The 23976-nt window shown below is 61.7% G+C and carries 23 protein-coding genes, 1 tRNA gene and 1 pseudogene; 11 read left to right on the top strand and 14 right to left on the bottom strand.

Annotation, left to right across the window (positions count from 1 at the left end):
• Window positions 1–280: 280 nt before the first annotated feature.
• From JX25_RS09535 to JX25_RS09510, 6 genes are read right to left on the bottom strand one after another with little or no spacing between them, the layout of a single operon-like run.
• On the bottom strand, window positions 281–877 hold the full coding sequence (locus JX25_RS09535; protein ID WP_128254768.1) for a dihydroxyacetone kinase subunit L: 597 nt from the start codon (window positions 875–877) through the stop codon (window positions 281–283).
• Window positions 874–1872, bottom strand: coding sequence for a dihydroxyacetone kinase subunit DhaK (locus JX25_RS09530; RefSeq protein ID WP_128254767.1), 999 nt, complete (start codon window positions 1870–1872; stop codon window positions 874–876). The genes JX25_RS09535 and JX25_RS09530 overlap by 4 nt, the downstream gene beginning before the upstream one ends.
• 11 nt (window positions 1873–1883) lie before the next feature.
• Entirely contained in the window at window positions 1884–2687 is an 804-nt protein-coding gene (locus tag JX25_RS09525) for an HpcH/HpaI aldolase family protein (RefSeq protein WP_128254766.1), read from the bottom strand.
• The gene (locus tag JX25_RS09520) at window positions 2684–4201 is read right to left on the bottom strand and encodes a tripartite tricarboxylate transporter permease (protein WP_128254765.1); all 1518 of its coding nucleotides are present in this window, start codon (window positions 4199–4201) and stop codon (window positions 2684–2686) included. Before JX25_RS09520 ends, JX25_RS09525 begins: the two co-directional genes overlap by 4 nt.
• A gap of 9 nt (window positions 4202–4210) precedes the next feature.
• Window positions 4211–4669: a tripartite tricarboxylate transporter TctB family protein gene (locus JX25_RS09515; RefSeq protein WP_164876099.1), complete on the bottom strand. Its 459-nt coding sequence runs from the start codon at window positions 4667–4669 to the stop codon at window positions 4211–4213.
• Window position 4670: 1 nt separating this feature from the next.
• The gene (locus JX25_RS09510) at window positions 4671–5648 is read right to left on the bottom strand and encodes a Bug family tripartite tricarboxylate transporter substrate binding protein (RefSeq protein WP_128254763.1); all 978 of its coding nucleotides are present in this window, start codon (window positions 5646–5648) and stop codon (window positions 4671–4673) included.
• 144 nt (window positions 5649–5792) lie between these two features.
• On the opposite strand from JX25_RS09510, the gene JX25_RS09505 reads away from it, so the two are divergent.
• On the top strand, window positions 5793–6812 hold the full coding sequence (locus JX25_RS09505; RefSeq protein WP_128254762.1) for a LacI family DNA-binding transcriptional regulator: 1020 nt from the start codon (window positions 5793–5795) through the stop codon (window positions 6810–6812).
• A gap of 44 nt (window positions 6813–6856) precedes the next feature.
• Here the strand turns inward: JX25_RS09505 and JX25_RS15110 are convergent.
• A pseudogene (locus tag JX25_RS15110) lies at window positions 6857–7036 on the bottom strand (IS3 family transposase); the annotation flags it as partial.
• A gap of 519 nt (window positions 7037–7555) precedes the next feature.
• On the opposite strand from JX25_RS15110, the gene JX25_RS09500 reads away from it, so the two are divergent.
• The 9 genes from JX25_RS09500 (at window position 7556) to JX25_RS09460 (ending at window position 15222) form a co-directional block, all read left to right on the top strand.
• Window positions 7556–8458, top strand: a complete 903-nt coding sequence (locus JX25_RS09500) for a 3-hydroxyacyl-CoA dehydrogenase (protein ID WP_128254761.1) — start codon at window positions 7556–7558, stop codon at window positions 8456–8458.
• Window positions 8455–9189, top strand: coding sequence for an FCD domain-containing protein (locus tag JX25_RS09495; protein WP_128254760.1), 735 nt, complete (start codon window positions 8455–8457; stop codon window positions 9187–9189). The genes JX25_RS09500 and JX25_RS09495 overlap by 4 nt, the downstream gene beginning before the upstream one ends.
• 42 nt (window positions 9190–9231) lie before the next feature.
• Window positions 9232–10494: a 3-oxo-tetronate kinase gene (otnK, locus tag JX25_RS09490; RefSeq protein WP_128254759.1), complete on the top strand. Its 1263-nt coding sequence runs from the start codon at window positions 9232–9234 to the stop codon at window positions 10492–10494.
• A gap of 40 nt (window positions 10495–10534) precedes the next feature.
• Window positions 10535–11536, top strand: a complete 1002-nt coding sequence (locus tag JX25_RS09485) for a TRAP transporter substrate-binding protein (RefSeq protein WP_128254758.1) — start codon at window positions 10535–10537, stop codon at window positions 11534–11536.
• Between the two features lie 70 nt (window positions 11537–11606).
• On the top strand, window positions 11607–12086 hold the full coding sequence (locus JX25_RS09480; RefSeq protein WP_128254757.1) for a TRAP transporter small permease: 480 nt from the start codon (window positions 11607–11609) through the stop codon (window positions 12084–12086).
• Window positions 12083–13351 (top strand): TRAP transporter large permease, encoded by a 1269-nt coding sequence (locus tag JX25_RS09475; protein WP_128254756.1) that lies wholly within the window; start codon window positions 12083–12085, stop codon window positions 13349–13351. Before JX25_RS09480 ends, JX25_RS09475 begins: the two co-directional genes overlap by 4 nt.
• A 12-nt stretch (window positions 13352–13363) precedes the next feature.
• The gene (gene otnC / locus JX25_RS09470) at window positions 13364–14002 is read left to right on the top strand and encodes a 3-oxo-tetronate 4-phosphate decarboxylase (RefSeq protein WP_128254755.1); all 639 of its coding nucleotides are present in this window, start codon (window positions 13364–13366) and stop codon (window positions 14000–14002) included.
• Between the two features lie 84 nt (window positions 14003–14086).
• On the top strand, window positions 14087–14404 hold the full coding sequence (locus JX25_RS09465) for a transposase (protein WP_128254754.1): 318 nt from the start codon (window positions 14087–14089) through the stop codon (window positions 14402–14404).
• On the top strand, window positions 14401–15222 hold the full coding sequence (locus tag JX25_RS09460) for an IS3 family transposase (RefSeq protein ID WP_164876098.1): 822 nt from the start codon (window positions 14401–14403) through the stop codon (window positions 15220–15222). The genes JX25_RS09465 and JX25_RS09460 overlap by 4 nt, the downstream gene beginning before the upstream one ends.
• A 160-nt stretch (window positions 15223–15382) precedes the next feature.
• Here the strand turns inward: JX25_RS09460 and JX25_RS09455 are convergent, their stop codons facing one another.
• The 7 genes from JX25_RS09455 to leuB form a co-directional block, all read right to left on the bottom strand.
• On the bottom strand, window positions 15383–17176 hold the full coding sequence (locus JX25_RS09455; protein WP_128254753.1) for a TniQ family protein: 1794 nt from the start codon (window positions 17174–17176) through the stop codon (window positions 15383–15385).
• Window positions 17176–17826 (bottom strand): TniB family NTP-binding protein, encoded by a 651-nt coding sequence (locus JX25_RS09450; RefSeq protein WP_128254752.1) that lies wholly within the window; start codon window positions 17824–17826, stop codon window positions 17176–17178. The genes JX25_RS09455 and JX25_RS09450 overlap by 1 nt, the downstream gene beginning before the upstream one ends.
• Window positions 17827–17949: 123 nt before the next feature.
• Window positions 17950–18678: an IS21-like element helper ATPase IstB gene (gene istB / locus JX25_RS09445; protein ID WP_128253886.1), complete on the bottom strand. Its 729-nt coding sequence runs from the start codon at window positions 18676–18678 to the stop codon at window positions 17950–17952.
• Entirely contained in the window at window positions 18611–20176 is a 1566-nt protein-coding gene (gene istA, locus JX25_RS09440) for an IS21 family transposase (protein WP_128253885.1), read from the bottom strand. The genes istB and istA overlap by 68 nt, the downstream gene beginning before the upstream one ends.
• A 568-nt stretch (window positions 20177–20744) precedes the next feature.
• Window positions 20745–20821, bottom strand: a tRNA-Pro gene (locus JX25_RS09435).
• A 71-nt stretch (window positions 20822–20892) separates the two neighbouring features.
• Entirely contained in the window at window positions 20893–21852 is a 960-nt protein-coding gene (locus tag JX25_RS09430; RefSeq protein ID WP_128254751.1) for a DMT family transporter, read from the bottom strand.
• 80 nt (window positions 21853–21932) lie between these two features.
• Window positions 21933–23033: a 3-isopropylmalate dehydrogenase gene (gene leuB / locus JX25_RS09425; RefSeq protein ID WP_128254750.1), complete on the bottom strand. Its 1101-nt coding sequence runs from the start codon at window positions 23031–23033 to the stop codon at window positions 21933–21935.
• Between the two features lie 101 nt (window positions 23034–23134).
• On the opposite strand from leuB, the gene JX25_RS09420 reads away from it, so the two are divergent.
• Window positions 23135–23923, top strand: coding sequence for a S49 family peptidase (locus tag JX25_RS09420; RefSeq protein WP_128254749.1), 789 nt, complete (start codon window positions 23135–23137; stop codon window positions 23921–23923).
• Window positions 23924–23976: the final 53 nt, after the last annotated feature.

The following is a 23976-nucleotide window of genomic DNA, read 5'->3' as shown; positions in this document are numbered from 1 at the left end:
GATTTCTCCGTGAAGGCTGATGCGAAGCGGCACCTGAGCCTGTATTCAAATCGCTAGCCGGATGGCAGGCGAATAACGAAACGAGAGGTTGTCAGTCGTGCCAGAGCAAAGCGGAGGCGCGACTGTCCTTCGGATCAGCGATCGCGGTGCCATTGATCAATATTATTTTTGGGGACGCGGCCACTGGACCGCAGAGCAGCAGCGATGCGTGGGCGTCGCGGCAACTCTACGGTTTCAGACTGTCCAGCCCCCAAGCGCGCTGTTCACATCTTAATCCGACCTAGCGCAAGCCCTCGGTCATTGTCACGAGCGCAAGCTGGCCCGGATCTGGCAAACCAACAGATTTATCGGCAAATATTCTGGCTCGGCCCGCAAGGTTCGGGAGCGGCTGAAACCTCATAACGGTGTTCGCAGCTGCGCGGATAGCAGCGTCCAGCAGATTGTCGTCGTTTCGGCACGCGTCGAGTGCGTCGACTTGCGCTTGCAATCCGTCCAGAACGGTCTTTTCGCCCAAGGCAGCTTTCCCCCTGACGATCATGGCATCGCGGGCGGTGGCAAGAAGGCCGCCGATCTCGCTCGGCTCGAACTCTGTACGCTCTTTCAGGGTTTTTGCGACCGCCATCAGGCCGGTCGCCGTCAGCGTGCCGAATGATGAAGACGAGGCTTTCTGCCACGCCTTCGACATCTCGAAGAAAGCCCGCCCAACATCTTCGGGCAGATCGAGTTCGGCACAGGCCGCGAACCCGTCGGCAACGGTTATGCCCAGATCGCCGTCGCCCAAGCGGGCATCGGCGGCACAAAGCGCGTCACGATCCGCTGATGCGCGCGCGGCAATCCGGCCGAGGCCTGCTCTGAGATCGTCCGATGTGATGCTCATGCCACGCTCCAGAATGCACAATGGGCTGGGGCACGCAAAAGTGTCTCCAGTTCGTCGTCCAGCTTCAGGATGCTCAGGGTGGCCCCAGTCATCTCCATTGACGTCGCATAGCGTCCGACCAATGGCATCACGACCGTCACTCCCAGATCGTCCAGCCGCGCATGCAGGCGGCGGTAAAGGATGTAAAGTTCCTCCAACGGTGTGGCACCCAGCGAGTTGACCAGCACCGAGACGCGATCCCCCGACGACAGCGGCCGATCCTTCTGGAGCGTGTCGAACATTTCGTCCAGAATGGCATCGGCAGTCTTGATCGGGCCGGTCCAGATGCCAGGCTCGCCGTGGATGCCCATCCCCATCTCCATCTCGTCATCTGCGATGACGGAGCTTGGCCTGCCCAGTTGCGGGATGATGCAGGGGGTCATCGCCATCCCCATCGACACGGTACTGTCCGAGGCCTTGGCGGCCAGGCGGGTCACTTCATCCAGATCGGCCATCGCCTCTGCTGCCGCACCTGCGATCTTGAACGGGTAGATCATCCCGGCGACACCCCGACGCTTGCCCGCCTCGGATCGTGGGGCGGAGACCACATCGTCGGCCACGGCGACCGAGGTGGTGCGGATGTCATCCTCGAAGGCCACCGTCTCGGCCGCCATGTCGAAGTTCATCACGTCACCGCCGTAGTTGCCGTAAAGGCACAGGACGCCCGCACCTGCATCGACGGCACGGATCGTGTCGGCCATCTGTTCAGCCGAAGGGCTGGCAAAGACGTTGCCGATGGCGCAGCCGTCCAGGAGGCCCCTGCCGACATAACCGGTGAACACGGGCAGATGGCCAGAGCCGCCTCCCGTCACGATGCCGACCTTTCCGGACGCCTTCGCCCCCGCGCGGAGGATCACACGGTGGGCGTGGGCGTGGTAGATTTCGGGATGGGCCGCAACCAGGCCTTCCAGCATCTCGTCCACATAGGCGGCGGGATCGTTGAGGATCTTCTTCATCGCGATCTCCCTCAATAGCTGCGCTTAAGGGTGTCTGCTTGTGAGCCGGGGGAGAGTTCCGCCAGCATCTCCGCGCGCGCCTGCCGCGCGGCAGCATAGAGCAGGCCCACATCCGCCGGTCCCACGATGAACTGGTAGCCCGCATCGCGAAGCTGACTGTAGCTGCGTCCGCCGCCTAGGATCGTGCCCAGCCGGATCTTCGCTCCCCGGGCCGAGGTCTCGATCTGCTCCTTCAGGCTCAGCAGATCGGCATGATCCAGTTGCTCCAGCAGACCGATGGAGCCGGATAGGTCGTTCGGACCGACAAAGACCATGTCGATCCCCTCGATCGCGCCGATGGCGGCCAGATGCGGCACCGCGTCGACATGTTCGCATTGCACCATCAGAAGAAGATCGTTGTGCGCCGTGCGCGCATAGTCGACCCACCGCCCGTAATGCGACGCACGCACGATGGGCGCGGCATAGCCACGACCGCCACGCGGCGGATAGAGGCACGACCGCGCGATGGCCTGCGCCTGTTCGACGGTGTTGACCATCGGCACGATGATCGACCGCGCGCCACGATCTAATGCGCGCTTCAGTGTGGTGTCGCTGCCGTCCGGCACGCGCAGGATCGCCTCGCCGCCCGCCGCCTGCACGGCACGGATCAGACCCAGCCCTTCCTCCAGCGGGGCGGCACCGTGTTCGCAATCGATCACCACCACGTCCCAGCCTGCGTTGACGACGATGTCGCAAACCTCGGGCGATCCGGTGTCGATCCACGATGCGGTGATAGTCTCGCCGTCCAGAAGGCGTTTCTTCAATGCATTGGTCATGTTGGATTTTCCTCGTTTTTGGATGCGGGTCCGGGGGAGATGATGGTGCGGACCCCCTGCAGCAGGCACAGCCCCCAGATCAGGATGGTCGCGACACCCAGCACCATCGAGATGTCGCGCGAGAAGAAGGGCAGAAACTCGCCCTGCGACTTGATCATGGATGTCATGAAGTTCTGCTCCAGCGTCTTGCCCAGCACGACGCCGAGAATGGCCGGAGCGATGGGAATGCCGCCCAGGATCATCAGATAGCCGAGGACCCCGAGAGCGATGATGATCCAGATGGAAAACACTGAGTTCATCACCGCGAACCCGCCGATCAGGGACAGCCCGAGGATCAGTGGCATCAGCAGCCTGCGCGGCATCCGCAACAACTGGCTGGCCAAAAGGATCGCGATCCCGCCGGTGAACACCATGATGACGTTCGACAGGAGAAAGGCGCCGAATAGCGTGTAGACGACATCCCCGCTGCGTTCGAAGATGTCGGGTCCGGGGGCAAGCCCCTTCATCATCAGCACCCCGATGGCGATTGCCGTCACGCTGTCGCCGGGGATTCCGAAGACCAGTGCGGGCGTCCAGGCTCCGGCCACCGCCGCGTTGTTGGACGAACCGGCGTCGATGATCCCCTCCATATGCCCGTTGCCGTATTTCTCGGGCGTCTTCGACAGCTTGCGCGACAGGGCGTAGGTCACCCATGCCGCCACATCCGACCCTGCGCCGGGCAGTACACCGATGATGACCCCGACGGGACTTGACCGCAGGACGTGTTTCCAATGCGCGCAACTGATCTTCCAGCCGTCGGCGATGGCCCTGCGCACGGGTTCCACCACCGTCGGAAGCACCGCCTTGCCGATACCGTCACGTTCGACGGCGGCGCGGAACAACTCGGTCAGCGCGAAGAAGCCGATCATGGCGGAGATGAAGTCCACCCCGTCGAAAAGATCGTAGAACCCGAAGGTGTAGCGCGGCATCCCGACCGCCACGTCGATCCCGACGCAGGCAATGGCCAGCCCGATGAACAGGCTCGCAAACGTCTTGGGCGGCGAAGCCCCCGCGACGAATACCGCACAGCTTAGACCGAGCGCCGCGAGCCAGAACATCTCGTAGCTGGAGAAGTTCGTCGCGAACCGGGCCAGCATCGGCGTCGCCAAACTAAGCACGATGACGCCGATGATGCCGCCCGCGGCACTGGTGAACAAATCCACGAACAGCACGGTGCGCGGCCGCCCGTTATGGGCGATGGTCGCGCTATCGGCCACATAGGCGGCCGATGCGGGCGTGCCGGGAATCCGGAGCAAGGCGCCGCTGATGTCTCCGGCGAAGATGGCGGTGGACGTGGTCGCGACGATGGCGGTGATCGCCTGCACCGGATCCATGTAGAAGGTGAACGGGACCAGCAGCGCCACCGCCATTGTGGCTGAAAGCCCCGGCAGCGCACCGATCAGCGATCCGTACAACGTGCAGACCACGATGGTCAGAAGCAGGGCCGGATCGCTCAGGGAAATCAGGATATCCATGGCCTTCCCTTACCAGGCAAAGGGGAGCAGAAGCCCCCAAGGCAACGCCACCTTCATCACCGAATAGAAGCAGACATGCAGCATGAGCGTGGCAGAGACAGACAGGATGGCGGCGGCGGCGATGCTCCCGCCGAAGAACAGCGTCACCGCGAATAGCAGCGCCACGGTGGAGATGTGGAAGCCGATCGGATCGAAGGCCAACCCGTACAGCACGATCATTCCGATCAACGCCGCGATGCGTCTCAGAGCGCGCCACACGATCGTCAACGGCTCCGAGGATCGGCTCCGCAATTCCCCGACCAAGATGAGCAGCCCCGAGACGGCCATGCCGCAGGATACGATCTTGGGAAAGAACCCTGCCCCGTAGTCGAGGCCGGCGGGGAGCATGAAGCCCCGCGCGCCGACGAACATGGCCGCCCCAGCGACGATCAGCACCGTTCCGGTCGCGATATCGCGGGAGATCTGCATGTTACTGCTCCTTGGCCATGCCGATTGCCTTGATCGTCCCTCCGAGGCTTTCGTCATAGGACGTCATCAGTGCCGAAAGCTGTGCGGCATCGCCCCAAACCACCGGCGCGCCCAAGCTCTGCCGGAATGCGGCCCATTCCGGCGAGGCGACGATATCCTGTATCGCAGCTTCGTAACTGCAGGTGATCTCCTCGGGCAGGTCGGCGGGGCCGGAGATGGTGGTATAGGCGGCAAGGGTCCAGCCGCTTTCCAGCTCCGTCGCGGTAAGCGGCACATCCGGTGCAAACTCGCTCGGCTTGTCGCTCATGTAGGAAACGGCGCGCACCTCGCCCGCATCGATCAGCGCCTTGCCTTCGTCCAGCGAGGGGGTCACCATGTCCACGCCGCCCGCTAGAAGTTCCTGCAAAGCGCTTGCGGATCCCTGAGACGGAACCCAACGGATGGCCTGCGGGTCGAGACCTTCGGCATTCAGCATTCCCGCCAGCGCAAGGTGCCAGATCCCGCCAAGCGAAGTTCCCGATGCGGTCAATTCGCCCGGATTTGCGCGTGCGTGATCAAGGATCTGACCGATGGTCTGGAACTCGCTGTCCTTGGCGACCAGCACGCTTGCCGCAGGCTGGTTGATCAGCGCGATCGGCGTGATGTCGGTATAGGTCAGCGGCGTCAGGCCGAACCAGTGCATCGTGTTGATTTCGACCGATGCCGCGCCGATCGTGTAACCGTCGGGGCGCGACTGCGAAATCGCGGTATGCCCCGTCACGCCGTTGCCGCCGGTGCGGTTGACGACGTTGAACGGCACGCCGAAATGCTGTTGCAACAGCGTCGCCATCTGCCGCGAATTCAGGTCGGTCGTCCCGCCTGCACCCCAAGGCACAATCAGCGTGACCGGACGCTCCGGCTTCCATTCGCAAGCCGCGAAGGCTGTCGATGACAGGGCCGTCGCCACGATGGCGACAGCGGCAAATGCTGTCTTCTTCATGATGTCCTCCCAGACATTTGGGCCGATGGCCCTCTCCCCGATGCAAGGCTGTCACGCGAATCATATTTAGTCAATCGTTCTACTAGAACGATTGACTAGCGTGTGGTCCGTATTCACAGTCCGGAAAAATACCGGGGCCAGAAAATGACGAAGCGTATAACCCTCAAACATATTGCACAGGAAACCGGGCTTTCCGTGTCCAGCGTATCCCTCGCGCTGAAGGGTGACAGCCGCTTTCCGAAAGCCACTCTCGACAAGGTGGACGGTGCCGCGCGAAAGCTTGGCTACATCTATAATCAGGGCGCGGCAGACCTTCGGACCTCACGCAGCAACACCGTCGCGGTGTGTCTCGGCGACATTTCGAACCCGATCTTCAATGACATGCTCGCATCCGCCGAGCGCGAAATTGACAGTCGCGGCAAGCGGTTGCTTCTGGGCGTCACGCGGGAGTCACGCGAAAGACAGGCTGACTTTCTTCATCAGGCGATGCGCGTCGGTTGCGAGGCGATCCTCATATGCCCGGCCTATGGCACGACCTGTCGCGATCTGGAGGATATCTTGATCCGCTGCGGTCGTTTGATCGTGCCGACCGCCCTGTTCTTCCGCTCCATCGAAGGGTTCGCGGCACCCCAGGTCGTCAGCAACGAGTTCGAGGCCGGCCGCCTTTCCGCCAGAGCGGCGGTAGAAGCAGGTCATCGCAGGATCTTCTGGCTTGGTGGCGGACAAGAAACCAGCGCCGCGAGGCTGCGTCAGAGCGGCGCGCTGGCCGAACTGCGTGCAGCGGGAATCGAGGTGGCGGGTGTTTTCAACGGACCGACATCCCGCGCGTTCGGTTTCGACATCACGACGAAACTACTGCGGGAGGAGACGCCGGAGGATCTGGCCTTTCTTTGTTTCAGTGACCTGATTGCGCTTGGCGTTCTGTCCGGCTGCCACAATGCTGGATGGCAGGTAGGTCGAGACATTTCGGTGATTGGCTGTGACGACATGCAGGAGGTCCGTTATTCGGTGCCACCGCTGACGACAGTTCGAATCGATCTTGGACGCATCATTGAAAAAGCTTTTGAAGCTGCCTCGGAAAGCTCGAAGGCCGAGGTGACATTGTTCGAGCCGGAACTCGTTACGCGGAGCAGCCTCAAGAATTATTTGACAACTTCCAAATAGCAGCAGTGCAATCGACCATGCGGATGTGAATAGCCCCGAGTTTCTCAGGCGTCTTCACGTTTCATCATCTGCCGTCGCTTGAACTTTGCGAGTGACAGTATCCCGTTGCCCGCATGTTTGCGCTTCAGGTTGTAGAACATCTCGACCTAATCGAACATGTCCTGCTTTGCAGCGTAGCGGGTCCGGTAGGTCCTGCGCCCGATCCGTTCACGTTTGAGCAGGTTGTCCTATCCGAACGCCACCAAGATTCAGCGAATGACCGCTCCACCAATCGCTGCAAGCGCCACACCGCACTGAAGTCGGACCGCTTTAACCGCCCATCGCTACATCCCTCGCCGGGATGCGGCACATCGAATTGAACAGCAGTTCTGTCCCGATTGTGTTGGAAAACTCAGCCGGATGGTTTGCGGCCATGCTTTCCTGGAACATCTTCTTCGCCAATCTATCCAACACCTTGCCCAGCCTACAGCTATGGCAGCCTCGAAGAACAACGATCAGGTTTCAGACTGTTCGCGATCGCACGCACCTTGTTAGGCCGCTGTGTCGGCGAGCGTGAGGATTCATGCTGAACTCACTTACGCTACCATTTAATTTGAATAAGGTTGACTATTAGTCTGTCAACCTGTCATACCACTGTTTAAGTGAGTTGGGAGCTTAGCGGGCAGTGACGGCAATTGTACGCAGTGCGGTTGCAGGGGAGGTGCTGCGGGTCCCAGCCCTGTATGATGGGAAGGGTTAAATATATGAAAATTGCAATCGTTGGCTGTGGTGTCGTTGGGTCGTCATGGGCTCTGGTCTTCGCACGCAAAGGCCATGAGGTTGCCATCTATGATCGGAATGTAGACGCCGCCCAAGCGGCAGTTGATTTCGTCGCTGCAGTCGACCCTTCCTTCGCCTCGCTCTGCCGTGTGGCTACCAGCCTGCAAGATGTCTTGGAGGGTGCCCGATATGTTCAGGAAAGCGCTCCCGAGCGGCTGCCGATCAAGCAGGCGCTTTATAAGGAAATGGATAGGCTGCTGGGGGCGGAGACTGTTGTCGGAAGCTCTACCTCCGGCCTCCCGGCATCGAGTTTTACGGATGGTCTCGTTAATGCGGCGCGTTGCCTCGTCTCCCACCCCATCAATCCGCCACACCTGATCCCGCTGGTGGAGCTTGTTCCCGCGCCGTGGACCGCGCCGCAAACACTTGAGTTCACGCGGGACCTGATGCAATTGCTCGATCAGTCTCCGATCACCCTGACGCGTGAGATCAACGGCTTCGTCGTCAACCGTCTGCAGAGTGCCCTTCTTGGAGAGGCGTTCCGCTTGGTCGAGGATGGCATCTGCACCCCCGCCGAGGTGGATGCTGCCGTAGCCGATGGCCTTGGCCTGCGCTGGTGCTTCATGGGGCCGTTTGCCACGATCGACCTGAACGCCGCGCAGGGTCTCCGCGAATACTGCGCCAACCTTGGTCCCATGTATTACGGTCTGGCCAAGGAGCAGGCGGATCCTCGCGAATGGGGGCCGGAATTGGTTGCGTCGATTGACGCCGAGATGCGCGCTAATGTGCCTGCGGACGAACTGCCTGCGCGGCGCAAATGGCGTGACGGCTTCTTGGCCTCCGTCGTCGAGGCCAAGAAGGGCATTGCGAGGGATTTGGGCGTATGAGCGGCTTCGGCGCGCCTGCGCATCTGAGCCGCGAACGGTTGTCCGACAAGATCGCGAGGGACATCGAGGAGCGTGTTCTCTCGGGAGAGCTCGTGGTCGGCGATCAGCTGCCGTCCGAGCGCGACCTAATGGCACATTACGGAGTGGGTCGCCCCGCCGTGCGCGAGGCTCTGCTGTGGCTGAACAAGACGGGCATCCTCGCGATATCGAATGGCGACCGCACTCGCGTCAGCACCCCCGAACCTCGCGACTTGCTGCACGTGCTGTCCGGATCCGCGAAGCTGATGGTGGCTCGACCGGAGGGCATGCGTCAGTTCCAGAAAACGCGCATCTTCGTTGAGGCGGCCCTTGTACGGGAAGCCGCCAGGCATGCCACCGCCGCCGACATCGCGGCACTGGAGAAGCTGCTTCTGGAGAACGAGGCCAGCAAGGACGACATTGCCGCATTCGCGGCCAGCGACGACGCCTTCCACCAACGGATCGGTGCCATCGCCCAGGACTCGCTGCTGGATGCGCTTTATCACGTTGTGTTGGATCTTCTCGAGGATCAGCGCCGGATGTCGCTGAGCCATCCGGAAGCGTTGTCGAAGGCGGCCTTGGCCCACCGGTCGATCTTCGAGGCCATCAGTGCACGCGATGCCGATAAGGCCGAAGCGGCGATGCGGGAACATCTGGAAACCGTGATCAGCACCTATTGGGACATTTTCGAACAGGGCGGTGACGCGTCCTGACCGGATGCTCCCGTCGATCCTGACATTCTGAAAGGCACCGACATGCTTCTTGGCTGCATTGGGGACGACTTCACCGGCTCCAGCGATCTGGCGAACACTCTGTCCAAGCAGGGAATGCGCGTGACCCAGTATTCCGGCATCCCCACGGGTCCTGCGGATGCGTCGGTGGAGGCGGGGGTCGTCGCGCTGAAATCGCGCAGCATTCCGGTGGAAGCCGCCATCGCACAGTCGCTCCAGGCGCTGGACTGGCTGCGCGCGCAAGGGTGCCGTCAATTCCTGTTCAAGTACTGCTCCACCTTCGACAGCACGCCCGAGGGCAATATCGGCCCGGTGGCCGCCGCTCTGGCAAAGGCGCTGGACGCGCGCAAGGTCGTCGTCTGCCCAGCATTTCCGGGCGCGGGCCGCACCGTGTATCAGGGCCACCTGTTTGTTCAGGATCGCCTGCTGAACGAAAGCGGGATGGAGAACCATCCGCTGAATCCGATGACGGATGCGGATCTGAGACGCTGGCTGGCCCGGCAGACGGATATACCCGTCGGCCATGTCGGGTTGTCCAGCGTGGCCGGGGGGGCTGCCATGATCGCGCAGGCCCTCTCGGATGCCGATACCGGCGGGGCGCGGCTGATCGTCGTGGATGCCGTGTCGGATGACGACCTGATTCAGATCGGCACGGCGCTGGATGGGTTGCCGCTGCTTACGGGCGGGTCGGGCATCGCAATGGGCCTTCCGGGAAACTTCCGCCGTCAGGGTCTTCTGGCGGGTGGGAGCGATGACTGGGAGGGCGTTGAAGGGCCGTGCGTCGTTCTCTCGGGCTCCTGCTCGATCGCGACTCGGGGGCAGGTGGCGCGGCATCGCGAGATGGGCTTGCCGATGTACGAGATTCTGGCGGAGGCGGCGATCGCCGGCTCGTACGACGCAGGTGAGATCGCCGACTGGGCCTTGGCGCAGGAGGGGCGGCCGCTGATCTTCTCGTCCGCCGATCCGGTCGCGGTTCGCGAGGCACAACGGAAGTTTGGCGGTGCCGTGGTCGCCGAGGCCATCGAGGGGCTTTTCGCCTCCGTCGCGCGCGCGCTTGTTGCAAGGGGAGCGCGGCTGCTGGTCGTTGCGGGGGGCGAGACCTCCGGGGCGGTGATCGAGGCGCTGGACCTTGTTGCGCTGGAGATTGGCCCGGAGATCGCGCCCGGCGTGCCGGCGCTGCGAAGCACGCTGCCGGACGGCGGCACACTGGCCCTGGCGCTGAAGTCGGGAAATTTTGGGGGCCCCGATTTCTTCGCCGAAGCGGACGGGATCCTCGCCGGGGGCTGACGTCGGAGGGGAGGGGAGACAACACATGGAGGAGGAAAACATGTTCAATCACATTGGGAAAACGCTTCATCGCACATCGTTCGCGGCCCTTTCGGCCCTGATCCTTGCGGCGGGTCCGGGGGCCGCGTTCGCGCAGACCCTGAACCTGAAGCTTGGACACATTCAGTCCGAGCAAGACCTGTGGCACTTCGGTGCCCAGAAGTTCAAGGAGGAGCTGGAGGCACGTTCGAACGGCGAGATCACGCTGACGATCTACCCGAACTCGACCCTCGGCGGGGACCGGGATCTGGTCGAGGGGATGCAGATGGGCACCGTCGACTTCGGCCTGATCGCTGGAGTTCTGGGCAACTTCGAGCCTTCCATCCAGCTTCTCGAGCTGCCCTATCTGTTCCAGTCGCAGGAGGAGTTCGACACCGTCATCAACGGCGAGATCGGCGAGGAGATCGCGGATAACGTCCTGCAGAACGCCAACGTCCGCATCTTGGATTGGTGGGAACGCGGATCGCGTCAGGTCACCTCCAACAAACCGATCAATGGGATCGAAGACTTGCAGGGGCTGAAGATCCGCGTGCCGGAGATCCCCGCGATGGTGTCCACGTGGCGCGCCATCGGTGCCAACCCTACGCCTATGGCGTGGAGCGAAGTGTATACCGGGCTGGAACAGCACGTTATCGAAGCGCAGGAGAACCCGATCCCGTTCATCTTCGGCGGGCGCATCAACGAGGTGCAGGACTACCTCGCCTTCACCAACCACAAGTACGAGTACGTCACCCTGACGATGAGCGAGCTGCGCTGGATGCAGCTCACCCCCGACCAGCAGCAGATCATCACCGAAGCCGCCGAGGCCGCGACCATGGCCGAGAACGAGGCCGTGCGGACCCGCACGGACGAGATGCTGAAGAGCATGGTCGAGGCCGGTCTGCAGGTGACCGAGCCCGACACTGCGCCGATGGTAGAAGCGGCCACAGCTGCGCACGAGGCCTTTGCCGAGGACGTGGACATCGACCTCTACAACCGGATCATCGAAGCGGTCGGGCGATAAGCCACGGGCGTTGCCACTCCTGCTGCCATGACTGGCGCGGCGGCAGGGGATGCCAACTTAGGAGGACAGCGTGGACACGTTAGATCGTCTGATACATCAATTCCTGCTCTGGACCGTCGCGATCCTGATTTTCACCATGATGGTGGTCACCTTTGGTCAGGTTGTCGCCCGCTACGGTTTTTCCAGCTCGCTCAGCTGGTCGGAAGAGTTGGGGCGTTACCTTTTCGTCTGGATCACCTTCATCGGCCTTGCCGCCGCCTTCCAGTCACGCGCGCATGTGGCGCTGGACTTCCTCGTCACGCTGCTGCCAGCGCGGCCGTCGCGCGGTCTGGTCGTGCTGAACGCGCTTCTGGTCGCCGTGGTCGGGGCCGCCCTGGTGATCGGGGGGCTGTCGCTGATCAAATTCGGGATGAACCAGCGCAGCGCCGCATTAGGGTTGCCCATGTATCTCGTCTATTCCGTGATCCCCTTCAGCGGGTCGATGTTGTCCTATTTCGCATTGCGCGAGGCCTGGCGGCGCGCGATTCCTGTCCGGAGGGCTGACGCTTGATCTCACTCATCCTTTTCGGCGGCTTCGTGCTGTTCCTCATCCTCGGACTGCCGGTGGCCTTCGGCATCGCGCTCGCCTCCCTTGCTGGGATCCTCTACTACGGGTTCCCGATGGCGCTGTTCGGGCAGCGGCTGTTCACCTCGGTGGACTCCTTCCCGCTGATGGCGATTCCGCTGTTCATGCTGGCGGGTGCGCTGATGGGCCATGGTGGCATCACGCGACGGATCATCAACCTCGCGCTGGCCCTGTTCGGAAACATCCGGGGCAGCCTTGCCCATGTGGTGTCGTCCAGCGGTGTCATCATGGGGGGCATTTCCGGCTCCGGCGTGGCCGATGTCGCGGCGCTCGGCTCCGTCATGATCCCGGAGATGAAGAAGCGTAATTATGACGCGGGCTTCTCTGCCGCACTAGTGGCCAGTGCGGGCAGCCTCGGGCTGATCGTCCCGCCCAGCATCGCGATCATCATCTACGGGGTGTCGACGCAGTCGTCGATCGGCGATCTGTTCACCGCCGCCATCGCGCCAGGCCTTCTGTTGGGCCTGCTGTTCGGGCTCTACTCCTACTACTACGCGCGCAAGCACGGCTATCCGATCGAAGGACGTGTCAGCGGGCGGGAGAAGTGGCAGAGGTTCAAGGAGGCGAGCTGGGCGCTGTTGATGCCGATCATTATCATCGGCGGCATCCGCGGGGGCATCTTCACCCCGACCGAAGGGGGCGCGGTGGTGGCCGTCTACGCCTTCCTGGTCGGAACCTTCGTCTACAAGGAGATCACGCTGGCGAAGATCCCGCGGATCTGCATGGAGGCGGCGATCTCCACCGCCGTGATCGCGACTATCATCGCCGCGACGTCGATGTTCGGCTGGCTTCTGACGAACGCTCAACTGCCCCAGACAATCGCAGGTGCCATTCTCGGCCTGACCGAAAACAAGATCCTGCTGTTGCTGCTGATAAATGTCATGCTGCTGGTGGTGGGCATGTTCCTTGACAGCGGGCCCGCAATCCTGCTGCTGACCCCTGTATTGGCACCCGTAGCGGCGTCGGCCGGTGTGGATCCGGTTCAGTTCGGCCTGATTATGGTGATTAACCTGACGATCGGCCTGCTGACGCCACCGGTCGGTACCGCCATGTATTTGGCGAGCAGCATTTCGGGCGTTCCGATCCTTCGTCTAACACGAGCATTCCTCCCGTTCTGGGGGATCATGCTCGGCGTGTTGATGCTGGTATCCTACTGGCCGGCATTCACCGGCTGGGCCATTTCAAACTGAATTGAGGCTGCCATGACGCGTGAAATTCTTGCAAAGACGCTCTGCGACCTGTGCCGCAGCCTTTTCGACCGTGGCTACTCGGTAGGCGGTGCGGGCAACGTTTCTGTCCGGCTGGACACGGGTGGGTTCCTCGTGACTCCGACAGGTGGCAGCTTGGGCCGCATTGGTCCGTCCGATTTGGCGGAGGTGGATGCCGTTGGAACCATTTTGGCGGGGCCAAAACCATCGAAGGAATTTGCCTTCCATAAAGCGCTGTTTGACTGTCGTCCTGAGGTGGGAGCAATCGTCCACCTCCATTCTACTTATCTAACGGCCTTGTCTTGTCTGGAAGATCTGCCCAAGGATAACGCGCTGCGTGCTTTCACACCATATTACGTCATGCGCGTGGGAACCCTACCAGTGATCCCCTATTACCGCCCCGGATCGGCGGAAATTGCTAGAGATTTGGCCAATATTGCGCAAACACAGGCTGCGAACGCTTTTCTATTGGCATCGCATGGTGTCGTGGTTCTTGGAAAGAATGTCGAGGACGCTGTTAACAATGCAGAAGAGCTTGAGGAAACTGCTCGGCTGGCATTTATCTTGCAGGGAAGAAAAGTGCGGTTTTTCACAGAAGCTGAGATCGAAGAGCTTAGCGGTACAAAGGTCTAATGAGGCCATCGATCTCGTGTCCGCAGGTACGGATGTATCGACCCAGTGAAAATCTGCTCATGCTATAAGGAGTAAAACGTAGCGATGAGTGGACCATTGGAAGACGTCGTCAAACGGTGGACGGCCAAGCGCAAGTCGGCGCTGGTTATCGAGATCATTCAAGGCAAGACGACGGTGGCGGAAGCCAGTCGCAGTTTTGACCTTTCCCCGTCCGAGATTGAGGGTTGGGTCGATGATGCCCGTCGGGGCATGGAGAATGCGCTTCGGGCGAACCCGCTCGATGTCCGGCAGGAATACGAGAAGCAGCTTCGCGACCTGCAGGAAGCCTATGGCGAAGCGATGTTGGAACTCCGCGCCCGAAAAAAGTTGGCGGCCCTCATGGAGCGGGAGGACGACAATTGATCCGGACGCTCCATGAGGGCCTGCTGGCGGACGGGATCCGGGTATCGCTGGTGAAGCTCTGCGCATGGTTCGGCGTGCCGCGGCGGACCGTCTACTACAAGCCGACCAAGGCCGCCCCGAAGATCAATCTTGGCTTCGCCGAGCCAATCAAGGCCATGATCGAGGAGAACCCCTCCTTCGGCTACCGCACGGTGGCGTTCCTGCTGGGCTTCAACAAGAACACCGTGCAGCGGATTTTCCAGCTGAAGAACTGGCAGGTCCGCAAGCGGCCCATTGGCATGCGGCCCCGCATCCAGGCGATGCCATCCGTCGCCACGGCGCCGAACGAACGCTGGTCCACCGACCTCTGCCGGATCTGGGCTGGCAAGGACGGCTGGACCTCGCTGGCATTGGTCATCGACTGCCACACGCGTGAGCTTCTCGGTTGGCACCTGTCGCGCACCGGCAAGGCAACCACGGCAGCCAGCGCGTTAGAACACGCCCTGATCAGCCGCTTCGGCACCCTCGGACGCGTCAACCGCGAGTTCCTGCTGCGGTCGGACAATGGCCTGGTCTTCACCAGCCGCCACTACACGGCATTGGTCCGTAGCTACGGGCTAAAGCAGGAGTTCATCACCCCGCATTGTCCGCAGCAGAACGGCATGGTCGAGCGTGTGATCCGGACGCTGAAAGAGCAGTGCGTGCATCGGCACCGCTTCGAAAGCATCCAACACGCTGCCCGCGCGATCGGCGATTGGATCCAGTTCTACAACACCCGCCGCCCGCATCAGGCACTTGCAATGCGAACACCTGCCGAGGCATTCAGATTAGCGGCATAACCTGAGCAGATTCTGCTGGGTCGATACACGGATGCCATAAGTCCCAGAAACTTGGCTGATTCCGTACCTGCAGGGTTCCCTTTGCGAGGGTAGGCGAATTTCGCATATGGAAGGTATTGTTTCTGCGTCCTGAAGGCGCAGCATGTCCAATTATCGGAAGTCAATCAACATCTTCTCGCTTTAATATTTCGCTGCAACCGTTTCCAAGCTTAAGCGGAACAACGCCGTGGCTTGATCGATGGGCACGCTCTGCGGCCAGTGACCTTCCGGATACCTCCGCAAGCTCTTCTAGCGAAACATGCGCTGCTTTGAACTCTTCCAGCGACTTGCGTGTGGAGTAGTGGCCTCGACGAACCCACGCACCTTTGCGCTCGGTGGCGACCTGCAAGTACCCTTCATCACGCAGACGATATATCGTCTGACGATTGACCTTCAGCACCGTCGCTGCCTCCGACGACGCGACGATCTCCTCTCTACGGCGATCTTTAAGACCATGCAGGTCCTTGAGGCACACCCGGAACTCTCGGAAGCTGTTCGGTTCGGAGCCAGTGGTAATCAGCGGAACCTGACGCTCAAGAATGAATTTGGTGAGAGGCGCGATCATGACGCCCCGGAGGCGGGCGGCGACGCCGATCTCGACTGCCTCCGTGTCTGGCTCGGGGCGCCTCGCCAGCTGCCGCAGGTGCCCGATGAACTCAGCGGCATCCTTCATCTGGTAGAACGACTTCGCCTGTCCATCTTCAAAGTAACGCTTAATGAGGCCTTGGTCCGCCAACCTCTCGAACAACACATATTTGATCCCAATGCTTTTCGAAGCTTCTTTCGCGCCGACCAAGGTGTTTAGTTCCGTACTTATGTTATTAAGGACATCAACCGGGATGTATCTCCGCAGGGTGTAGAATCTCCCGCTAGGTTCCAGCTTTGCATATCCTAGTTGGGCCAGTTTGCGGCCAAGCCTTATGTGCGGAACGCCATAGAGTTTTTCCGCTGTCGTGAGTGAATGAAGCCGCTGCTCAGGGCAAGGCTGACCAAATACAATTGCGCCAGCTGCAATCGGAAAATTTTTGAATATGAAGTCTCGAACGATGTTACGGAAGATATCAAAATCTTTATCGTCATCGCGGTATCGCAGCCATTCGAAGAATACCCCGTAATGCCATCGATGCAGCTTGTCTTCGATCGGGTGAGCGTCTCGTATGGCTCTAAGCTTTCTGCGCAACCCGTTTGGCCCGCCACGAAGTACTCCAAGACCGGCCGTCCCTGCTGCGGCCCATTGTGCGTTCGTCAACCCGGAGCGCCTTGCCTTCGGGCCCTTCGTCAGCAGTAGTCCGAGCATCTCGCAAGCCTGCGCTGCAACGTGGAATGGGGAGTGATCCAGCCAAGTATCCGTGGGCCCATTTTGTATACGATCCAGCAGGTATCGCTCCAGCGAAAGTTGCTCAGGTTCAACCAGAGTGATGCGGTCAGGGCGAAAGTGCTCCACCATCGGAATGTGGTCAAAGCAATCATTTGCGTTCTTGGGCTTGGGAACCGCCACGAGATGACATCCGTGCTGCATGCAGGATCGAATTGATGCGAGCTGCCAGATACCTTGGTGGATGACTCCGGTTTTTGTGGGCGCCTCTTCAAGGCAGAGAGGGCAAATCCGTAGCGTTGTCCGGACGAAGCCGGTGAACTTGATCCGTTCCTTCCCAAGCTGAAACCAGCCCGGCTCGATCAGGGAAGGTGTTGCTGCTTGCAGCATGACGGGATCAACACCGCCAAGAACCGCCAGCCGCTGAACTTCTATCGGCGCGCCATTCACCAAGCCAAAGTAATCGATCCCGACATCGGAGCAGAACGTGATCAGCCGGGGCACGCCGTTGCGGCGGGCCAGGCGTGAGGCGAAGGAGGTCGCCGACTCCCCTGGCGCGGTGGGTACCGTCAAAGGAAGCGGCTTTGTCGCGCTGAACATCAGTGAAGCTCCCTTACGAACACCTGACGGGCGTCGATCCGGTGGTAGTCCGGGATGACGAACGGGTTGAACGCGTCGTCCGATCCGGATCGCTGCGCATAGGCTTCGACAAAGTGCCGCATTGAGAGCATCTCGTTGCCGCTCAGGTAGGCCTGCTCCATCGCGGCCAGGGTCAACTCGATGACGAGGCCGAATTGGTTGGCGGCGGCGTGAATCAGCCGCTCCGCAAGCTCTATGGTGGCAGTCTCTTCGTCGATCATGAGCTCTCCGCGCCGACAGTAGGCTTCCACCAGGCTCAGGACATCATCGGCATGGCCGACGCCGGACAATGGCCCAAAGTGGATCGTCTTCATCCGCCTGGCGAGCTGCGGATCATGGTTCAGGATATCCTCTAGCTCTGTCGTGCCGGACAGAATGATGCTGACCGGCCAATCGGCATCGGTCATCAGTGTTTTCAGCATGGCGGCGACAGCCCGGAGCTCATGCTTCGTTCCTCGCGACGCCAGATCCTGCGCTTCGTCCAGATGGACGAAGAGGACCTTCCGTTCACGAAGGTGGTGCCGCACCAGATCCCAGATGTACCAGGCCTGTCGCTCCGAGCTGATCTGGAAGCCCAAGGCTCGAAGCAAGGAATGGCCGACCAGTGTCAATCGGCCTCCAAAAGGAACCCCCTATCGGCGTGCAAAAGGGACCCCATTGGGGTGTGGTAGCTGGCCCGATGCGGCGTAGCTTCCATATCGCGCAGCCGTGTCGGGCCAGCGGGTCACCGGGTGTCACGCACGGGTCTTGAAGCGCCAGCTTTCGTTGCCGGTCTCGACGATGTCGCAATGGTGGGTGATACGATCGAGCAGTGCGGTTGTCATCTTTGCGTCGCCGAAGACGGCGGGCCATTCCCCGAAGGCGAGATTGGTGGTCACGATGATCGAGGTTCGCTCGTAGAGGCGACTGACGAGGTGGAACAGGAGCTGGCCGCCGGTCTGGGCAAAAGGAAGGTAGCCGAGTTCATCGAGGACGAGGAAGTCGAGCCGACCGAGGATGTCGGCGGTGTGGCCTTGTCGATCATCGCGGGCCTCGGCATCGAGCTTGTTGACGAGGTCGACGACATTGAAGAAGCGGCCACGGGCGCCGTTGCGGATACAGGCGCGGACGATGCTGACGGCGAGATGGGTCTTGCCGGTTCCGGTGCCGCCGATCAGCACCACGTTGCGCTGCTGCTCGAGGAAGTCGCCTGAGGTGAGGTCCCGGACCAAGGTCTCGTTGACCGGCGTGCCCTCGAACTGGAACTCGTCAATCTCCTTGGCCAGCGGCAGCTTCGCCACCGTCATCTGATACCTGATTGAGCGGGCCCGCTTCTCGCTGATCTCGGCCTGGAGCAGGTCACCGATCACCCGTTGGGGTTCGTGCTGGCGCTTCACCGCAGTGGTGAGGATCTCGTCATAGGCAGCCTTCATGCCGTAGAGCTTGAGTTGGCCCATCGTGTCGAGGATCTGCGATCTTTGCATGGTCGGTGCTCCTGAGGGTATCGTATCGGGCGCAGTCGGCGACGGGTTCGTGGGCCAGCTTCAGCGCTTCCGGGGTGGCGATCGGTGCGGGCGGCTTGGGTTCGCGGCGGCGGGCGAGGATGTTGAGAATGACATCGGCGGAATGGACACCTTCGCCGAGCGCTTCGGTGCAGGCAGCTTCGACGGCGTCCGTACCGTCGCTCAGCAAGGCGGCGAGAATCTCGACCATCTGGCGATCCCCGCCCGGGATCCGTTCCAGTTTCCGCCGGACACGGCGCATGGCGGGCGGCAAATCCCAGTCCTTGAACGGTGCCCCGTTCCGTAGTGCGCCGGGCTTGCGCGCAAGCACAGGGAGGTAGTGCAGCGGGTCGTAGACGGCATGATCCCGTCCGAAGGCGCGGGCATGTCTGCCGACCACCTGACCATCCTGCCAGAACTCGACCCGATCAGCGTAGGCGCGGATCTCGACCGGGCGCCCGACGGCGCGGGCGTCCACCGAGTAGCGGTTACGGTCGAACCGCACGAGGCAGGTCTTGGAGACCGAGGCGGGCACGGCATGGAAGCCGTCGAAAGGGCCGACATAGGGCACCAGGCGCGGACGCTCGGCCTCGAAGACCTCCCAGGTAGTCTTGTCCCGGATCTCGGTATGGGGATTGGCCTTTGCCCAGGCGATGCAGCGGTCCTGAAGCCAGGCGTTGAGTTCGGCATAGCTCCTGAACTTCGGCCTGGGCACGAAGAACCGCCGCCGGATCACCCCGACCTGGTTCTCGACCTGGCCCTTCTCCCAGCCGGAGGCCGGGGTGCAGGCGACTGGTTCGAAGAGGTAGTGCCCGCTCATCTGCTGGAACCGGCGGTTGTAGGCCCGGTTCTTACCGACGAAGATCGTGTCCACCGCGGTCTTCATGTTGTCGTAGATGCCCCGTGTGCAGGTGCCGCCGAAGAAGGCGAACGCCTTGTCGTGGGCGTCGAACACCATCTCCCGGGTCTCGCGGGGATAGGCTCGGACGAAGACCATCCTGCTGTGGCACAGCCGGACGTGGGCCACCTTGATCGTGGTGGTCACCCCGTCGATGATCGCGACCTCGTGGCTCCAGTCGAACTGGAAGGCTTCCCCGGGATCGAAGCTGAGCGGCACGTAGGCTGCGGCGGAGGCCTCGGCCTCCGATTGCGACCAGCTCGCGGCGTAGCGCCGGACAGCATCATAGCCGCCTTCGTAGCCCAGGGCCCGGAGCTCCTCGAAGATCCGGATGCGGGTCAGACGCTCACGCTTCGGACGACGGGCATTCTCGACGAGCAGGCGGTCAAGTTCATCGCGCCACGGCCCGATCTTCGGCTGGGGCTGCACGGTGCGCTCGTAGCTGAACTCGGTGGCCCCGGAGCGGATTACCTTCCGGACCGTCTTCCGCGACACGCCCAACTCGCGGCAGATCTCCTTGATTGGCTTGCCATCCTGAAAATGCCAACGCCGGATCTTCGCGATCGTCTCCACAACCAACATCCCAAAAGCCGCTCCCGATTTGCCTCGGAAGCACGATGGACCACCGCATCAGGGGGGTCCCTTTTGGAAGCCGATCACCCCAATACGGGGTCCTTTTTGCATGCCGGTTCACAGATTGCTCATCGATCGGGTCTCCTTGCGGAGCCTGAATCACGCCAGCAGCCTGAAATCAATGGGTCTGGAGCCTAGCACTGTCAACCGAGTTCGTGCCCTTTCTGTCGGAGACAGTGACAGTGGCACCTGAGCTGGAGGGCGTGGGTGAGTGCTTCGGTATAGTGTAGTGCGGTGTCTTGGTGGCTGGGTGCGTGGGTCGTGAGTTGGAGGTGGGTGGGTGCGCGCCACGTGAAGTGCAATAATCCGCCTTATGTGGGTCATGCGCAACGAGCGTAGGTGCCGCTGAAAACGCCGTATTCAATCCGCAGGATCCGGCGATCAGTACAAGTAAAGGCAGTTGCCTCAACACTAAGCGCAGGCTCATCGCAGCCATTGATTAAAGAGAAGAACGCGGTCGAAAGGCAAACCATCTGACCGAAAGGGCAGAACTATCTGCCGCTTATCATTTTTGATTTGGTCGGAGCGAGAGGATTCGAACCTCCGACCCCCTGCTCCCGAAGCAGGTGCGCTACCAGGCTGCGCTACGCTCCGACCGTGGGCGTGGGACTAACCTGTTCGCGCATCCTTGGCAAGGGGTCATCTTTCGCAACCTTCGCACTGGGTCAATGGCGTCTTGACTGCTTCTGCCAGCGCATCATCGGGCCGACGCGGGGCATGATGCCCTCGGGGCGCCAGCGCGATTGCAGGACCGGCTTGGCTTCGGATGCGCCGCCATCCTCTCGCAGAACAATATAGATGCCAGAGGCAACGATGACTGCCGCGCCGAGTATGGTGTTCCTGTCGACCGCCTCGCCGAAGATGATGAAGCCGAACAGGGCCGCCCAGATGATCTGGCTGTACTGCATCGGGGCCACAATAACTGCCTGCCCAGCACGATAGGCAGAGATTGTCAGCAGCATCGCAATGAAGGAAAAGACCGCCATGACGCCCAGAAGGCCGACATGCTGGATCGGCATCGGCTCGTACACAAAGGGCAGGATGCAGGCCATGATGACGAAGTTGCCCATCATGGGGTAAAGTAGCAGCACCACGCTTCGTTCCACCCGGCCAATCTTGCGGACGATGATCGCGGCAAGTGCCCCACAGACCGCCGCCGCAAGGGCCGCAAGGTGGCCCAGCGTCAACGGCTCGCTCCCCGGCTGGATCACGATCATCACGCCGATCAGGCCCGCGATGATCGCACCGCCCCGGTGAAGCCCCACCTTCTCGCCCAGGATGGGGATGGCAAGGAGTGTGATCAGAAGGGGGGTCGCGAACAGGATCGCATAGGCCTGTGCCATCGGCAGGACGCTGAAGGCAAAGAAGGCAGACAGCCCGGAAATGATGGCGGCGACGGTGCGGATCAGCGTCCACCACGGATGCTTCGGGCGAAGATTGCCGTCGGATCGATCACGCATCAGCATGAAGGTGACAAGGGGCATCCCGAAGCAGACCGAGAAGAACACGATCTGCACCGGACTGTAGGAGCCTCCGAGAAATTTCACCACCGTGTCATGGGTGGAGTAGACGAAGAAGGCCGTCAGGGCCGAAAGGGCGGCGCGCAGGTTGCTTTTGTCGTCCATGAATCCGTCGGTTTCGTTGCTTACGCGCAGAACCTGTCGCATCCATCTGGCAAGGCAAGGGCCGCCGCCCCCGGGTGGCGTCAGCCCGCCAGTGCCGCCACGATCGCGTCGCCCATCTGGCTGGTGGTGATGGGGGTGCCGCCTTCAGGGCCCATCAGGTCGGCGGTGCGGTGCCCGTCGGCCAGCACCTTTTCGACCGCGCGCTCAAGCCGCGTGGCCTGATCGCCCATGTCGAAGGAATAGCGCAGCGCCATCGCAAAGCTGAGGATGCAGGCGATCGGGTTGGCCTTGCCCTGACCCGCGATGTCAGGGGCCGAGCCGTGGACAGGCTCGTACAGCGCCTTGGGGCGGCCATTGGCCATCGGTGCACCGAGGCTGGCCGAAGGCAGCATTCCCAGCGATCCGGTGAGCATCGCGGCCGCGTCCGAAAGCAGGTCGCCGAACAGGTTGTCGGTCACGATCACGTCGAACTGCTTGGGGTTGCGCACCAACTGCATCGCGCCGTTGTCGGCATACATGTGCGAAAGCTCCACATCGGGATATTCGTTGTCATGAACCCACTGCACCTCTTCCCGCCAAAGGATGCCCGATTCCATCACGTTCGCCTTTTCCATCGAACAGACGTGGTTGCCGCGGCGGCGTGCGAGTTCGAACGCCGAACGGGCGACGCGGCGGATCTCGTTCGTGGTATAGCGCTGGGTGTTAATGCCGACGCGGCCGCCTTCGTTATCATCCTGAATGCCACGCGGTTCCCCGAAATAGATGCCCGAGGTCAGTTCCCGCACGATCATGATATCAAGACCGGCAACGATGTCGCGCTTCAGGCTTGAAAAGTCCGCCAGCGCGTCGAAGCACTGGGCGGGGCGCAGGTTGGCGTAAAGATCCATCTCCTTGCGGATGCGCAGCAGGCCCCGTTCGGGCTTCACCGCGAAATCAAGCACGTCGTATTTTGGCCCGCCCACGGCGCCCAGCAGCACGGCATCCACCGCCTGTGCGCGTTCCATGGTGGCATCCGTCATCGGGGCGCCGAAGGCGTCATAGGAAGCGCCTCCGATCAGGCCTTCCTCCACGTCGAAGGCGATGCCCTGGGTGCCGAACCAGTCGATGACCTTGCGCACCTCGGCCATGACCTCGGGGCCAATGCCGTCGCCGGGCAGGATAAGAAGGGATGGATTGGCCAAGGACGCCTCCTGTTTTCTGGTGTTCGGGATGGCGTAGCGAGGGGCGGGGCAGGGGTCAAGCGGCCCTTGTTCCACGGGCGGCAAGCCTCTATCTCTGGACCATGAAGCGCTTCATCCCCTTTCTGAACAAAGGTCCTGTCGTGCCGGTCATCCGGTTGCAGGGCGTCATCTCCTCCGGACGGGGGATCTCGGATGCCTCCATGGCCCCGCTGATCGAGCGGGCCTTCGGGCGGGGCAAGCCTGTGGCGGTGGCCCTGATCATCAACTCTCCCGGCGGATCGCCCGCGCAATCCAGCCTGATCGCGGCGCGGATCCGGCGGCTGGCGGATGAAAAGAAGCTGCCCGTCCATGTGTTCGTGGAAGATGCGGCAGCCTCGGGCGGGTACTGGCTGGCCTGTGCGGGCGATGACATCTGGGTGGATGAAAGCTCCCTTGTCGGGTCGATCGGCGTCATCTCGGCCGGCTTCGGGTTCCCCGAATTCCTGTCCCGCCACGGGATCGAGCGTCGGGTGCACACGGCCGGCCGGTCGAAAAGCCTTGCTGATCCCTTCCAGCCCGAAAAGCCCGAGGACGTGGCCCGGCTGAAAGCGATCCAGGCGCCGATCCATGAGGCCTTCATCGATCATGTGAAGGCACGGCGCGGGGCGCGGCTGGCGGATGCGGACCTGTTCAACGCCGATATCTGGGTGGGGCGTCAGGCGGTGGATCTGGGGCTGGCCGATGGCGTGGCGCATCTGGTGCCCAAGCTGAAAGAGCTTTACGGCCCGAAGGTGCGGCTCATGCCGCTTGCACCGAAGCGGGGGCTTTTGTCCCGCTTTGGTTTCCGCGCCGCCACGGCTGCGCTTCAGGCGGTGGAGGATCGAGCCGCATGGTCAAGGCTGGGGTTATGAGATGCTGATCAAGATCGCCGTTCTGTTTCTTGCTGTGGTTGTGCTGCTGGGCT

This window comes from Falsirhodobacter deserti (assembly GCF_004015795.1).
Lineage (GTDB): Bacteria > Pseudomonadota > Alphaproteobacteria > Rhodobacterales > Rhodobacteraceae > Falsirhodobacter > Falsirhodobacter deserti.
The sequence above is the reverse complement of the archived record's forward strand: the minus strand, read 5'-3'. Positions and strand labels throughout refer to the sequence as shown.